General features: G+C 68.2%; 14 protein-coding genes. 6 read left to right on the top strand and 8 right to left on the bottom strand.

Translation table 11 applies throughout. The features are described 5' to 3' along the window. Positions 1-16: 16 nt before the first annotated feature. The 4 genes from ABZ796_RS12915 to ABZ796_RS12900 form a co-directional block, all read right to left on the bottom strand. On the bottom strand, positions 17-403 hold the full coding sequence (locus tag ABZ796_RS12915) for an RNA polymerase-binding protein RbpA (protein WP_008359714.1): 387 nt from the start codon (positions 401-403) through the stop codon (positions 17-19). A gap of 241 nt (positions 404-644) precedes the next feature. Then, on the bottom strand, positions 645-1,997 hold the full coding sequence (locus ABZ796_RS12910) for an MFS transporter (RefSeq protein WP_357337318.1): 1,353 nt from the start codon (positions 1,995-1,997) through the stop codon (positions 645-647). Then, entirely contained in the window at positions 1,994-2,872 is an 879-nt protein-coding gene (locus ABZ796_RS12905; protein WP_357337317.1) for a glycerophosphodiester phosphodiesterase, read from the bottom strand. Before ABZ796_RS12905 ends, ABZ796_RS12910 begins: the two co-directional genes overlap by 4 nt. Positions 2,873-3,034: 162 nt before the next feature. Beyond that, positions 3,035-4,561, bottom strand: a complete 1,527-nt coding sequence (locus tag ABZ796_RS12900; RefSeq protein ID WP_357337316.1) for a UDP-N-acetylglucosamine 1-carboxyvinyltransferase — start codon at positions 4,559-4,561, stop codon at positions 3,035-3,037. 137 nt (positions 4,562-4,698) lie between these two features. On the opposite strand from ABZ796_RS12900, the gene ABZ796_RS12895 reads away from it, so the two are divergent. Together ABZ796_RS12895 and ABZ796_RS12890 are read left to right on the top strand one after the other, a co-directional pair. After that, on the top strand, positions 4,699-5,727 hold the full coding sequence (locus tag ABZ796_RS12895) for a zinc-dependent alcohol dehydrogenase family protein (protein ID WP_357337315.1): 1,029 nt from the start codon (positions 4,699-4,701) through the stop codon (positions 5,725-5,727). Positions 5,728-5,784: 57 nt separating this feature from the next. Then, complete coding sequence (locus ABZ796_RS12890; protein ID WP_357337314.1) at positions 5,785-6,288, top strand: GNAT family protein; 504 nt, start codon at positions 5,785-5,787, stop codon at positions 6,286-6,288. 6 nt (positions 6,289-6,294) lie between these two features. Here ABZ796_RS12890 and ABZ796_RS12885 read toward each other — a convergent pair whose 3' ends face one another. Beyond that, the gene (locus tag ABZ796_RS12885) at positions 6,295-7,179 is read right to left on the bottom strand and encodes a lytic transglycosylase domain-containing protein (RefSeq protein WP_357337313.1); all 885 of its coding nucleotides are present in this window, start codon (positions 7,177-7,179) and stop codon (positions 6,295-6,297) included. Between the two features lie 25 nt (positions 7,180-7,204). After that, positions 7,205-7,903, bottom strand: coding sequence for an alpha/beta hydrolase (locus tag ABZ796_RS12880; RefSeq protein WP_357337312.1), 699 nt, complete (start codon positions 7,901-7,903; stop codon positions 7,205-7,207). Between the two features lie 742 nt (positions 7,904-8,645). Here ABZ796_RS12880 and ABZ796_RS12875 point away from each other — a divergent pair. The 4 genes from ABZ796_RS12875 to ABZ796_RS12860 all read left to right on the top strand — a co-directional run bounded on the left by ABZ796_RS12875 (position 8,646) and on the right by ABZ796_RS12860 (position 11,522). Next, entirely contained in the window at positions 8,646-9,650 is a 1,005-nt protein-coding gene (locus tag ABZ796_RS12875) for an LLM class flavin-dependent oxidoreductase (protein ID WP_357337311.1), read from the top strand. Positions 9,651-9,779: 129 nt separating this feature from the next. Further along, complete coding sequence (locus tag ABZ796_RS12870; protein WP_357337309.1) at positions 9,780-10,277, top strand: DUF4919 domain-containing protein; 498 nt, start codon at positions 9,780-9,782, stop codon at positions 10,275-10,277. A gap of 106 nt (positions 10,278-10,383) precedes the next feature. Continuing rightward, positions 10,384-10,683: a hypothetical protein gene (locus ABZ796_RS12865; protein ID WP_357337308.1), complete on the top strand. Its 300-nt coding sequence runs from the start codon at positions 10,384-10,386 to the stop codon at positions 10,681-10,683. A 47-nt stretch (positions 10,684-10,730) separates the two neighbouring features. Continuing rightward, on the top strand, positions 10,731-11,522 hold the full coding sequence (locus ABZ796_RS12860) for a class I SAM-dependent methyltransferase (RefSeq protein WP_357337307.1): 792 nt from the start codon (positions 10,731-10,733) through the stop codon (positions 11,520-11,522). A 30-nt stretch (positions 11,523-11,552) separates the two neighbouring features. On the opposite strand, the gene ABZ796_RS12855 is transcribed toward ABZ796_RS12860, so the two are convergent. Together ABZ796_RS12855 and ABZ796_RS12850 are read right to left on the bottom strand one after the other, a co-directional pair. Then, the gene (locus ABZ796_RS12855; RefSeq protein ID WP_357337306.1) at positions 11,553-12,221 is read right to left on the bottom strand and encodes an ABC transporter permease subunit; all 669 of its coding nucleotides are present in this window, start codon (positions 12,219-12,221) and stop codon (positions 11,553-11,555) included. Continuing rightward, the coding region (locus ABZ796_RS12850) for a methionine ABC transporter ATP-binding protein (protein ID WP_357337304.1) at positions 12,218-13,252 on the bottom strand (1,035 nt) is incomplete at its 5' end. The genes ABZ796_RS12850 and ABZ796_RS12855, both read right to left, overlap by 4 nt.

The raw sequence follows: 13,252 nt of genomic DNA, 5'->3' as shown, positions 1-13,252 counted from the left end.
CTGGCTGTGTCAGAAGTCAGGCGTTGGCCTTCTTCTTGCCCGGTCCCTTGCGGTGCAGGTGGGCCGGGCCGATCTCGCCACCACGAAGCAGGTCGAGGCGCTCCTTGAGGATGTCCTCGAGCTCCTTCTCCGAGCGCCGCTCCAGGAGCATGTCCCAGTGCGTACGTGCCGGCTTCTCGGCCTTCTCCTCCGGCTTGGCACCGGAGAGGTTGAGAGCCTCCATCCCGCAGCGCGGGCACTCCCAGATGGCCGGAACCTCGGCCTCGTCCGACATCGTGATCTCGAAGTCGTGGCCCTGCGGGCAGCGGTAGGCCACCTGCTGACGGCCCGCGAACTCGATGCCGCGTTCGTCCTCAAAACTTTGTCCGCCCAGTCGGGCGCCGCGCAACGTGCGCTCGGCCATGAAGCACCTCCTGAGTCGATCGTCCCCCGTTGAATGAGCTGAAGAGCGAGTGGCCTGCGGACTCATAACGCAGGCCGGTCGGACCTCTTCACATCACCAACGGTACAGAGGAGGTGATGATTCCGTGAATTGTCGAGATTCTCGCCGTGTTGTTCGACACAGAGCCCGCCTGACCTGCGGATCTCTCTGAGAAAGTCCTGAGCGGTCGATGTCTTGAAACCGCCAGCCGCCGAGCCCGTTCTCAGACGCGCTGGGGCGCTCGGTTGCCCGCCTGCTCGATGCCCTTCGCGGTGTTCACCAGCGCCAGCAGCCCGCCACCGAGGACGAAGAACGCGATCAGCGCCAGGATCGCCGGACGGTAGGAGTCGGTGAGCTGGTAGACGAGTCCGAAGACCAGGGTGCCGAGCCACGAGGTGCCGCGGTCCATGGCGTGGTAGAGGCTGAAGTACTCCGCCTCCTTGCCCGCCGGGATGAACAGCGAGAAGTAGGAGCGCGCCAGCGCCTGGGTGCCGCCCATGACCAGACCGATTCCGACCGCGACGACCAGGAGCGGCACCAAGGTCCGCTCCGGCACGAAGTAGGCCGCGACGACGATGACCATCCAGCCACCCAGGCCACCGAGGATCACCCGCTTGGCGCCGAAGCTCTTCGCCAGCCGGCCGAAGAAGACGGCCCCACCGACGGCGACGAACTGCACCAGCAGGTAGATACCGAGCATCGTTCCGGTCTCGAACCCGAGCTCCTCGACCCCATAGGTCGATGCCGAGCTGATCACGGTCTGGATGCCGTCGTTGAAGAAGAGGTAGGCCAGCAGGAAGGTCAGCGCGACCGGATACTGCGGCAGCTCCTTGAGCGTGACGAACAGCTGGCCGAAGGAGCGCGCCACGACGCCGCCGGAGACGTCCTCGACGTCGGCGGGCTCGCGCCGGCGGATCCGGCGCCACGGGATGATGATGAACCCCGCCCACCACAGCGCGGCCGAGAGCATCGAGAGCCGCACCGCCAGCGCGGTGCCCAGCCCGAGCGGGTCGGCGAAGGTCACCATGAGGAAGTTGACCGCGAGCAGCAGCCCGCCACCGGCGTACCCGTAGGCCCAGCCGATCGAGGAGACCCGGTCGCGCTCGTCCTCGGTCGAGATCAGCGGCAGGATCGAGTCACTGACCACCACCGCCGCCCCCGCGCACAGGTTGGCGATGATGAACATGATCGAGCCGAACCACCAGTTGTCCCCGGTCATGAAGAACAACAGCGCCGCGCAGAGCGCACCGGCCCAGGCGAACCCGGCCATCAGGTCCGGCTTGCGCGAGGTGCGGTCGGCGATCGCGCCCACCAGCGGGTAGACCAGTGCCGAGAGGAGGGTGGAGAAGGTGATGACGTACGACGGCAGCGCGCCGGGTGCGATCGAGAGCCCGAGCACGTCGATGCGGTTGTCGACGGCCGCGGCCTTCGCGATCTCGATCAGGTAGGGCGCGAACAGCACGCCGGCCACCGTCGTCTGAAACGCAGAGACGGCCCAGTCGGTGAAGAACCAGCCCTTCTGCTCCCGCGCCCGCTCGACCGGCGTGAAGTCGCCGATCCCGGCTGATGTGGTCACTTCTCGGGCTCCTCGCCTTGTTGATCTTTATCGAGCTCAGCATCGAACCCAGCGTCGGATTCGGCCTCGTCGACGGGCTCGACCGAAGACGGCACAGCCTCCCACAGGCCACGCTCTTCCAGGAACGCTTTCAGTACGTCGGTGCGGTCGGTCATCAGTCCGTCGACGTCGCGCTCGAGCAGCCGCTTCATCTCGGCCGGGTCGTCGATGGTCCAGACGTGGACCTCCTTGCCGGCCTTGTGGGCCCGGCGCACCAGCCCACGCGATGCCACCCGGACCGACAGTCGGCCGATGAGCCGCTGACGGTGCGGGATCTGGAAGGCCTCGAACCGTCCGCCGGCGAGCCTCCTGGCGATGCCCGTGGTGGGGGCGAGCACGTAGGCCAGCACCTCGCGAGGATTCGCCGAGGTCCGTACGCGCCCCTCGGTCAGTCGCCGGAACTCCTTGATCCGGCGGGCCGAGAACGAGCCGACGATGACCTCGTCCTCGTGGTCCGTCGCCGCGAGGAGCTCTGCCAGCGCACCGACCGCGCCGTCGGACTTGAGGTCGATGTTGAAGGTGACCCCGGGGAACGCCTCGAAGAGCTGGGCCAAGGTCGGCACCCCGTGCCGGTCACCGATGCGGGCCGCCTGCACCTCGGCGTACGTCATCTCCGCGATCAGGCCACTGACGTCGGTCACCCGGTCGAGTGCCGCGTCGTGGAAGGCGAGGAGCACACCGTCGCGGGTGACGTGGACGTCGGTCTCGAGATGGGTGTAGCCAAGCGCCACCGCATGCCGGAACGCCTCCATGGTGTTCTCCATCCCGACCAGGTCGGGATGGAGCGCTCCACCACGGTGCGCATAGGCGCGTACGCGTCGTTGCTGCTCCTTCACGGGCAGCATCTAACCACCCGTGCGCACCGGATCACATGAGCCCGCAGACTCAGATGCTGAGTCGGCTCGTCTTGACCGAAAATCAGGTCGAGTCGGCGCGTCATGACGCGCCGACTCGGCGAGGGAATCGGTCAAGATGAGCCGACTCGGCTGGATCTTTGCTCAGATGTCCCGGAACGCGGTGATGTTCGCGCCGAGCTGGTTGAGCCGCTCGGCGAGGTCCTCGTAGCCGCGGGCGATGACGTAGGTCGAGCGGAGCACCGAGGTGCCCTTGGAGGCGAGCATCGCGAGCAGCACGACGACGGCGGGACGCAGCGCCGGCGGGCAGACGATCTCGGTGCCGGAGAAGTGGGTCGGCCCCTCGATCATCACCCGGTGCGGGTCCATGAGCGTGACGTTGCCGCCGAGCTTGTTGAGCTCGGTCAGGTAGATCGCGCGGTTCTCGTAGACCCAGTCGTGCAGCAGCGTCTGACCCTGCGCCACCGCGGCGATCGCGGCGAAGAACGGCAGGTTGTCGATGTTGAGGCCCGGGAACGGGAGCGGGTGGATCTTGTCCAGGGGCGCGTGCAGGACCGAGTGCTTGGTGGTGATGTCGACCAGGCGGGTCTTGCCGTTGAGGGCGAGGTACTCATCGGAGAGGGTGTAGTTGAAGCCCATCTCCTCCAGCGTCGCCAGCTCGATCTCCATGAACTCGATCGGGACGCGCTTGATGGTGATCTCGGAGTCGGTCACGATCGCGGCGGTCAGCAGCGACATCGCCTCGATCGGGTCCTCGCTCGGCGCGTAGTCGACGTCGACGTCGATGACCTCACGGCCGGTGACACGCAGCGTGGTGGTGCCGATGCCCTCGACCTCGACGCCCAGCTTCTGCAGGTAGAAGCAGAGGTCCTGGACCATGTAGTTGGACGACGCGTTGCGGATCACCGTGGTGCCCGGGTGTAGCGCGGCGGCCATCAGGGCGTTCTCGGTGACGGTGTCACCACGCTCGGTCAGCACGATCGGGCGGCCCGGCTGGATCTCCCGGTTGACGCTCGCGTGGTAGGCGCCGTCGGTGGCCTTGACCTCGAGGCCGAAGGGGCGCAGGGCCGACAGGTGCGGCTCGACGGTGCGGGTGCCGAGGTTGCAGCCGCCGGCGTACGGCAGCTCGAAGGTGTCGAGGCGGTGCAGCAGCGGGCCGAGGAACATGATCACCGAGCGCGTACGGCGCGCGGCGGCCTCGTCCACGGCGTCCAGGCGCAGCTCCTTGGGCGGCACGATCTCGAGGTCGTTGTCGTCGTTGAGCCAGCGGGTCTGCACGCCGATCGAGTTGAGTACCTCGATGATCCGGTTGACCTCTTCGATGCGCGCCACCTTGCGCAGCGTCGTACGGCCCCGGTTGAGGAGCGAGCCGACCAGGAGGGCGACCCCGGCGTTCTTCGAGGTCTTGACCGTGATCTCACCCGAGAGCTTCGTCGGGCCGGTGACGCGCAGGTGCGTCGGTCCGGCCCCGATGTCGACGAGGGAGGAGTCCAGAGCGGCACCCACCCGGGCGATCATCTCGAGCGAGAGGTTCTGTTGCCCCTGCTCGATGCGGTTGATCGCGCTCTGGCTGGTGTTGAGAAGGTCGGCGAGCTGTGCCTGGGTGAGGCCCTTGTGCTTGCGCGCATCGCGAATCAGATTCCCGATACGACCTTTGTATCCGTCGGTCATGGTGCACCACCGTAACTCATATATGAGATAAGCCTGGATTCCCCGCGAAGTGTCGGCGTTTCGTTTCATGTCTGTTGCCTGACCCTGTCGGGGCCACCATGTGCAACATCTCGTACGCCGGGTGACAGGATGCCACCATGCGCGCGACGACGATCCATGGGGTGGGCGACATCCGCTTCACCCAGGTACCCGATCCTGCTCTGACGAAGCCCACCGACGCAATCGTCAAGGTGGTGGGTTCCTGTATCTGCGGCTCCGATCTGTGGAACTACCGCGGCTCCAACGGCGACATCGAGGAGCCCCGCACCATCGGCCACGAGTGCATCGGCGTGATCGAGGAGGTCGGTGCCGATGTACGCGACTTCAAGCCCGGCGACTTCGTGATCGTCCCCTTCGACCACTGCGACAACACCTGTCCGCACTGCCTGGCCGGGGTCCAGTCGGTCTGCGTGAACCTCGGCTTCACGGTCAGCGGACAGAGCGAGTACGCCCTGGTGAACCAGGCCGACGGCTCGCTGGTCAAGCTCGAGGAGACGCCCGACCCGTCGATGTACCCCGATCTGCTCGCGCTCACCGACGTGATGGCCACCGGTTGGCACGCCGCGGTCATGTCCGGCCTCGGCTCCGGGGCCAAGGGCGGCACCGCGGTCGTCGTCGGCGACGGCGCGGTCGGTCTGTGCGGCGTGCTGGCGGCTGCCCGGCTCGGCGCCGAGCGGGTCGTGGCGATGTCACGCCACGAGGCCCGCCAGGAGATCGCCAAGAAGTTCGGCGCCACCGACATCGTCGTCGCCCGCGGCAAGGAGGGCGAGGCGGCCGTACGCGAGCTCACCGGCGGCGTCGGGGCCGACTACGTCCTGGAGTGCGTGGGCACCGACCAGTCCTTCAAGACTGCCTCCAAGGTGGCCCGTCCGGGTGCGACCGTCGGGTTCGTCGGCGTCCCGCACGACGTCAACCTCCCCGTCAACGCGCTCTTCCGCACCAACGTCGGCCTCAAGGGCGGGATGGCGCCCGTACGTCGCTATCTCCCCGACCTCCTGCGCCTCACCCTGGAGGGCACGATCAACCCCGGTCTGGTCTTCGACAAGGCGCTGCCGTTCGCCGAGGCCGCCGAGGGATACCGCCTCATGGACGAGCGGCTCGCGACCAAGGTCCAGCTCACCTACTGATCCACGCAGATCCCGGGCGGGGGATCGGCCGGGAGGCTCATCTGAGACACTCGACCGATGCCCCGCACCGACACCATGCGCCTGCGCCCGCTGTCACCAGGTGACGAACACATCTTCGCCGACTGGGCACACGATGAGGAGTTCCGGGTGGCCAACGGCTGGCCGGAGCGCGACCGCGACGGTCACCTCCGCCACTGGCGCCGGCTGATCGATGCCCCGCCGCCCGAGCTCATCAGGCTCGCGGTGGAGATCGACGAGGAGGTCGTCGGCTACGCGGACCTCCACGGCCTGGCCCCCGACACCCGCGAGCTCGGCATCGCCATCGGCCCCAGCTCGCGGTGGGGCCACGGCCTGGGCCAGCGGGCCATCAAGACCGCGCTCACCTACGGTTTCGCCGTCCTCGACCTGACCCGGATCTGGGCCGAGATGCACGAGACCAACACTCGCGCCAAGAAGCTCTTCGATGCGACCGGCTTCATCGAGACCGGTCGCCACGGCACCGACACCTACCGGGGCGAAGATGTCCGCCTCGTCCAGTACGCCGTCGAGCGCCCCTACTGAGCCGGGTCAGTCGGCGATGCGTACGGCCTTCTCCTGGGGATAGCCCTCGGGGAGGAGCATGGTGCCGTCCTGGTGGCGGTAGAGCACCTGCCAGTGCCAGTAGAGGTCGTACGCAGCGGGGGAACGCTTCATCTGCTCGGCGTAGGCGCTGACGGCCGCCACGTAGCGGTCGGAGTGGTTGTAGGACCACAGCGCGCCGGCCATGTCGCCGGGCGCGCCGTTGTTGGCGAGCATGCGACCAGCCGCCATGATCGCGTCGCCGGGGTCGTTGATGTCGCCGCCCGCGCCGTACTGGGCGAAGGTCGAGGGGAGGAACTGCATCGGGCCCTGGGCGCCCGCGGTGCTCGTGCCACGGATGCGGCCCATCCGGGTCTCGACCAGATGGACGGCGGCGAGGTACTCCCACGGCGTCCCGGTCTCCTGTTGCGCCTTGCGATAGAGCGGGCGCAGCTCCTCCGGCGTCGGGGGTGTCAGGATCTTCCAGTCCGGGAGCTCGGGCTGAGGGTCGGTCATCACCAGGAGCTCGCGCGCCGCGGCGATGTCCGCCTGGAGCTGGGCGCGGTCGCCACGGCCGAGCGCGCCCAGCACGGCGTCGGCCTTCGCCTTCGAGCCTCGGGCGAGATCGCGGGCGGTGGTCTGCTCGAACAGCGCGGCCTCACGTACGTCCTCGGCTCCTGCCTTGCCGGCAGCGACCGTCGCCATCGCCTGGGTGAGACGCTCGGCCAGCGGCAGCGACGGGTCGTCGAGCGGAACCGTCGTCGCGGACGGGGTGGACGGGGCGGGCGAGGACACAGACGGGCTGCCGGCCGGATCCGAGGACGGCTCACCGCCACAGCCGGTGACGAGCGCCAGGGCTGTGGCGGTGGTCAGAGTAGCGAGCCGAGTGCGCACGCTCTCGACGCTACCCGACGCTCACCTACGCGCCGGCCCGCCCGGTGCTCTGCCCGATGATGGCCGCGAGCTCGACAGGCTTGGTCAGCTGCGGCCAGTGTCCCGTGGGCAGGTCCACGAAGGTCGTGTCCTTGTGCTTCGGGATCGCGGCGACCGACTCGGTCCCGTCGGCGACCCACTCCTCGAGGTCGGCTGCGGTGTATTCGGGGCAGACAAAGACCGCCGGGACCGAGTAGCGACGTTCGTCGCCGAGCTCGAACGGCTCGGAGGTCAGGTTGGCGGGGGAGGGCCGCAGCAGCGCCTCGAAGGTGGCGCGGTCCAGGTCGCGGACGTCGGCCTCGTCGAACTCCTCCCACGGCACCGGCGGCAGGTCGGCGCCGTCGGTGGGGAAGTTCTTGGCCGGGATCATGCCCGGCTCCGCCGGCCAGCCGCCGACGTAGACGACGGCGGCGACCTTGTCGACGCGGGCGTCGAGGGCGGCCCCGGCCACCGCACAGCCCATCGAGTGTCCGACGAGGATCACCGGCGCGGCCGACTCGTCGATGGCGGCCACGACGGCGGCGACCTGATCGGCGACGTGCACGCCGGACCGGTCCGTCTCGGCCGACTCCAGGCCGGGCAGGGTGAGCGGCCTCGGAGTGTGGCCGGCGTCGGTCAGATGGGGGACGACGAGGTCCCATGAGGAGGCGTCCAGCCAGAGGCCGGGTACGAGAACGATGTCCATGACTCGATCCTCCGCCTGGTTGCGGACGATCCGCTTCCGCCACTCAGATCTTCTTGCCGGTGCCGGCTTTCGAACAGAAGAACGGTGGCCACCGCGATGCGATGGCCACCGTTTCTGGACGCCCGAGACAGCTGACGCCAGGTCGTTCAGCGAGCGCCGGCGACCTCCAGTAGCTCCGCGACCTCGTGGGCGCGGCAGTCGCAGTCGGTGTCACACGGCAAGAAGCGATGACGTGCGTGCCCGCAGTCGCGGCACGGCATGTCGTGAGAAAGCGTGAAGCTCTGCACCTCAACGGTGTCCCACATAATTAATTCATCCCCCAGAGAATGGTGATCGGTCTTTATCGGTGAAGCTGCCTGATATGTAACACGATAATCCGCGACTTCGGAAGAGCTTGGACAACACGCCGAGACAATGTTTTCCCTGGTCAGTCGACCGATATGATTATTCGGTCGACCGATAGATAAACCCATAAGGGGCTCCTGTTGATGCCGTGTGGGCGTCCGCTTTACAGCGCGCGCGAACGCGCTCTCGGGTGTTGACAGAATGAAAACAGAACGCAGATCCGCAGGTCACCACCGACAAAGTGGTGTCAGTTCGGGACCGGTTCCGGAGTGCAGAACGCCCAGAGGCGAAGGTCCCGGCGGCCCTGGCTGACCCGGGTCGGGCTGTTCCCGGGACCCTCTCCGGGAATCCTGGGACACTGTTGATAGTTCTACTAGTCGTGAAGAACATCGGATTCTTGTCTTTCGGCCACTGGACACCGTCGCCCTACTCGCAGACGCAGTCGGCACGGGACGCGCTGATCCAGGGGATCGAGCTTGCGGTCGCCGCCGAGGAGCTGGGGGTCGACGGTGCGTACTTCCGGGTCCACCACTTCGCCCGCCAGTACGCCTCGCCCTTCCCGCTGCTGTCCGCGGTCGGCGCCCGCACCTCGAAGATCGAGATCGGCACCGGTGTCATCGACATGCGCTACGAGAACCCGCTCTACATGGCGGAGGACTCGGCGGCGGCCGACCTGATCTCCGGCGAGCGCCTGCAGCTCGGGATCAGCCGCGGCTCACCCGAGCAGGTCATCGAGGGGTGGCGCTACTTCGGCTACGACCCCGGGGAGAGCGCCTCCGAGGCCGACATGGCCCGTGCTCACACCGAGACGTACCTCAAGATCATCGAGGGCGCGCAGTTCGCCGAGCCCAACCCGCGGCCGATGTTCCCGAACCCGCCGGGCAAGCTCCGGATCGAGCCCTACTCCGAGACCCTGCGCGAGCGGATCTGGTGGGGTTCGAGCTCGCTGGCGACCGCACGCTGGGCCGCAGGGCTCGGTATGAACCTGCAGAGCTCGACGCTGAAGACCGACGAGAACGGCAAGCCGTTCCACATCCAGCAGCGCGAGCAGATCGAGGCGTACCGCGAGGCCTGGAAGGAGGCCGGCCACGAGCGCGAGCCGCGCGTCTCGGTCTCGCGCTCCATCTTCGCCCTCGTCAACGACGAGGACCGGCGCTACTTCGGCCTCGACCGGCAGACCAAGGACCAGATCGGCAACATCGACGACCAGACCCGCGCGATCTTCGGACGTTCGTACGCCGCCGAGCCCGACGTCCTGGTCGAGGAGCTCGCCGAGGACGAGGCGATCCAGGCCGCGGACACGCTGCTGCTCACGGTGCCGAACCAGCTCGGCGTCGACTACAACGCACATGCCCTGGAGAGCATCCTGACCCACGTCGCCCCGGACCTCGGCTGGCGGTAGCAGAAGTTCTCGAGGGTGGGGCCGCGCAACTTCCGAGTCACAAAAGGGCGCATAATCGTTGTCAACCGCCCCGCGTGGCCACGCTATTGGCTACCGTGCAGGGCGACCGTTATTCAAGGGGGACCCCTGTTGGCTACGTACGCTGAGCTGCTTGACCTCTACCTTCGCGACCCGGGCCCGGAGTCGCTGAGGGCCCTGCGTGAGGCGATCCTGGAAGCTCCGAACTTCCGACCCGATCTCGAGATCACCGAGATGGTCGCTCCGATGATGTCGGTCGGCGACTATGCCGGCGCGATCGCCGCCGTCCATGGGCTGATGCCCGGCGCGATCTTCAGCCCGTCGGCCCACGCCGCCCTTGCCGATGCTCAGCGCGGCCTCGGCAACCTCGAGCAGGCCCAACGCGAGTCGATCCTGGCTCAGTCGGCCCTCGACAGCATCATCAGCACCGGAGAGGGCACCGAGTCCGAGCCGTGGTCGGTGCTGCGGACCAGCGATGCGTACGACGTGGTGCTGGCCTCGGGCAAGACCCCGCGGTCGCAGGTCGCGGTCGGCAAGCTCGACCGGATCGTGTGCACCGACTCGACGGTGTGGTTCTTCGACACCAGCAACGATTTCGCCCGAGCCTGACCGGAGAGTCGCGCGCGGACCTGCTCTGATTGTTCACCGGCTTGTTGCCGGTAGGGACGGTGTGCGTCGGGTTCCTGACGGGACCGGCGCGCACGCTCGAACCATGATGAGTCGCACCTTGCGGATTCTGCTCGCCGGGATGGTTGCCGTCGTCTTCACCTCCGCGGCGCTGAGCTCGTCGGCGGTGGCCGAAGAGCCGCGTACCTCCGGCCAGAGCCAGATCGTGTTCGACCGGCACGAGGTGGCGCCTGAGGACGCGCGGCCGGGTGGTGGCGCGGCGCCGTTCGAGACCGGCGTCGTGATCGCGCTCAACACCCTGTTTCTCGGCGGGCTGCTGGGCGGGGTGCTCTGGGCCCGTCGGCGCCTCGGCTGCGTCGACCGGGCACTTCCTCGAATGTCCGTATAACGAGATATGCGTCTCACTTTTCGGGATTCCACGCGTAGAGTCGATGCATGTCGACCTACACCCATGGCCACCACGAGTCGGTCCTGCGTTCGCACAGGTGGCGTACGGCGGAGAACTCCGCTGCGTACCTGCTGCCTCGGCTGAGCCCTGAGCAGCGGCTGCTCGACGTGGGTGCGGGCCCGGGGACGATCACGCTCGATCTGGCCGGCCGGGTGGCTCACGTGACCGCCACGGAGATCGGGGAGCCGGAGCTCGAGCTCTCCCGGCAGGCCGCCGCGACCGGGGGAGTCACGAACGTCGACTTCCGGGTCGAGGACGTGCATGCGCTCAGCATCGAGGATGCTGCGTACGACATCGTTCACGCCCATCAGGTGCTTCAGCACGTGCTGGACCCGGTGCAGGCGCTACGGGAGATGCGGCGGGTGGCGAAGCCCGGCGGCATCGTGGCCGTGCGCGACAGCGACTACGCGGCTTTCGTCTGGTGGCCGGAGTCGGCCGAGCTCACCGAGTGGCTGCGCCTCTACCGGCGCGCCGCGCGGGCCAACGGCGGCGAGCCCGACGCGGGCCGTCGTCTGGTCTCCTGGGCGCGCGCGGCCGGGTTCGACGACATCCAAGCCACCTCGAGCACCTGGTGCTTCTCTGCCCCCGAGGACCGGGCCTGGTGGGGCGGGCTGTGGGCAGACCGGTTCACCGACTCGGCGGTCGCTCGCCAGCTGGTCGACTCCGGAGACGCCACGACCGCCGACCTCGCCCGGGTCGCGGACGGGTGGCGGTCGTGGGCTGAGGCGGAGGACGGTTGGTTCTCCGTCCTCCACGGCGAGATCCTGGCCCGCGCCTGAGGTGCCAGCGCCCCAGATCATCGGCTCAGATCAGCGGCTCAGGATGCGTGCGGCCAGCGCGTTGCCGGCGAACTGCACCACCTGCACGATCGCGACCAGAATGATGACGCAGGCCCAAGTGACGGCCGGGTCGTACTGCCGGTAGCCGAAGGTCTGCGCGAAGGCTCCCAGGCCGCCGCCGGCGACCAGACCGGCCACGGCCGACATGTCCACGATCGCCACGAACGCGAAGGTGAAGCCGAGGATCACCGGGGCGAGCGCCTCGGGGACGAGCACGGTGGCCGCGATCCGGATCCGCGAGGCGCCCATGGAGCGGGCCGCCTCGATGACGCCGGGAGGCACGGTGATGAGGTTCTGCTCCGTGATCCGGGCGATGCCGAACATCGAGGCCAGGATCAGCGAGAAGATCACCGCCGGCGTACCGATGCCCGTGCCGACCACCAGTCGCGCGGCCGGCTGGACGGCTGCGATGAAGATGATGAACGGGATCGGCCGGAAGAAGTTCACCAGCAGGTTCAGCACCGCAGAGACGACGCGGTTCGGGAAGAGCCCGCCCTTGCGGGTCAGGTAGAGGCCGAGGCCCAGCAGCAGGCCCAGCAGGCCGCCGATGAGCACCGTCCACGCGACCATCAGCAGGGTCTCGCCGGTGGCGAACCAGATGTCGCCCCACAGCTCGGGAAGCCGGGTGTCGGTCCTCATGCCACCTCCTTGGTGGTGACGAGGGCAGCCAGCTCGCGTACGGCCTCGTCCACAGCTGCCGTCGGGCCGTCGAGGGAGAGGGTCAGGTTGCCGAAGGTGGCGCCCTGGATCTCCTCGATGCCGCCGAAGACGAGCTCGAAGGCGATCCCACGCTCGAGGAGGACCGCGAAGATGTCGGTCTGACGGGGACCGCCGTCGCGCAGCTCGACCTTGACGAATCGGCCGGGATGACGTGACCGCAGCGCCGCCAGTGCCTCGGTGGAGGGCTCGTCGTCGACGACGGTGCCGACGAAGCGCCGGGTCACGGACTGCTGCGGAGCCGAGAAGACGTCGTAGACGGCGCCGGACTCGACCACGCGGCCGTTCTCCATGACCGCGAGGTGGTCGGCGAGCTCGCGGACGACCTCCATCTCGTGGGTGATCGCGACGATGGTGGTGCCGAACTCCTCGTTGACCCGCTTCAGCAGCCGCAGCACCTCATGGGTGGTCTCCGGGTCGAGCGCGCTGGTGGCCTCGTCGGCGAGCAGGAGGGAGGGGTTGGTGGTGAGCGCGCGGGCGATGCCGACGCGCTGCTTCTGTCCGCCCGAGAGGTTGCGCGGGTAGGTGTGGGCCTTGTCGGGGAGCCCGACGAAGTGGAGCAGCTCGGAGATGCGGCGCTGCTGCTCGGCCTTGGCGACGCCGGCGATCTGCAGCGGATAGGCCAGGTTGCCCCAGACCGTACGCGACTCGAAGAGGTTGAACTGCTGGAAGATCATCCCGATGCCCAGCCGGATCGGCCGCAGCTGACGCTCGTGCAGGCCGACGAGCTCGGTGCCGCCGATCTGGATGGAGCCCGAGGTGGCGGGCTCGAGGCCGTTGAGCAGCCGGACCAGGGTGGACTTGCCGGCACCGGAGTAGCCGACGATCGCCTGGACGTCACCGGCGGCGACGTCCAGGGAGACGTCGTCGACCGCGCGGACCTCGTTGCGGCCCCTGGCCGCCGGATAGGTCTTGGTGACGTTGCGGAGCCGCACGAGCGGCTCCGCAACGGT

It is taken from the genome of Nocardioides sp. NPDC047086, from assembly GCF_040643685.1.
Classification (GTDB): domain Bacteria; phylum Actinomycetota; class Actinomycetes; order Propionibacteriales; family Nocardioidaceae; genus Nocardioides.
This window is presented reverse-complemented; position numbering and strand designations above follow the sequence as displayed.

Bases quoted from the DNA above. Each gene is read 5' to 3' on its own strand.
- ABZ796_RS12915 (WP_008359714.1), bottom strand. From the start codon at position 403: ATGGCCGAGCGCACGTTGCGCGGCGCCCGACTGGGCGGACAAAGTTTT.
- ABZ796_RS12900 (WP_357337316.1), bottom strand. From the start codon at position 4,561: ATGACCGACGGATACAAAGGTCGTATCGGGAATCTGATTCGCGATGCG.
- ABZ796_RS12895 (WP_357337315.1), top strand. From the start codon at position 4,699: ATGCGCGCGACGACGATCCATGGGGTGGGCGACATCCGCTTCACCCAG.
- ABZ796_RS12890 (WP_357337314.1), top strand. From the start codon at position 5,785: ATGCCCCGCACCGACACCATGCGCCTGCGCCCGCTGTCACCAGGTGAC.
- ABZ796_RS12880 (WP_357337312.1), bottom strand. From the start codon at position 7,903: ATGGACATCGTTCTCGTACCCGGCCTCTGGCTGGACGCCTCCTCATGG.
- ABZ796_RS12865 (WP_357337308.1), top strand. From the start codon at position 10,384: ATGAGTCGCACCTTGCGGATTCTGCTCGCCGGGATGGTTGCCGTCGTC.
- ABZ796_RS12860 (WP_357337307.1), top strand. From the start codon at position 10,731: ATGTCGACCTACACCCATGGCCACCACGAGTCGGTCCTGCGTTCGCAC.
- ABZ796_RS12855 (WP_357337306.1), bottom strand. From the start codon at position 12,221: ATGAGGACCGACACCCGGCTTCCCGAGCTGTGGGGCGACATCTGGTTC.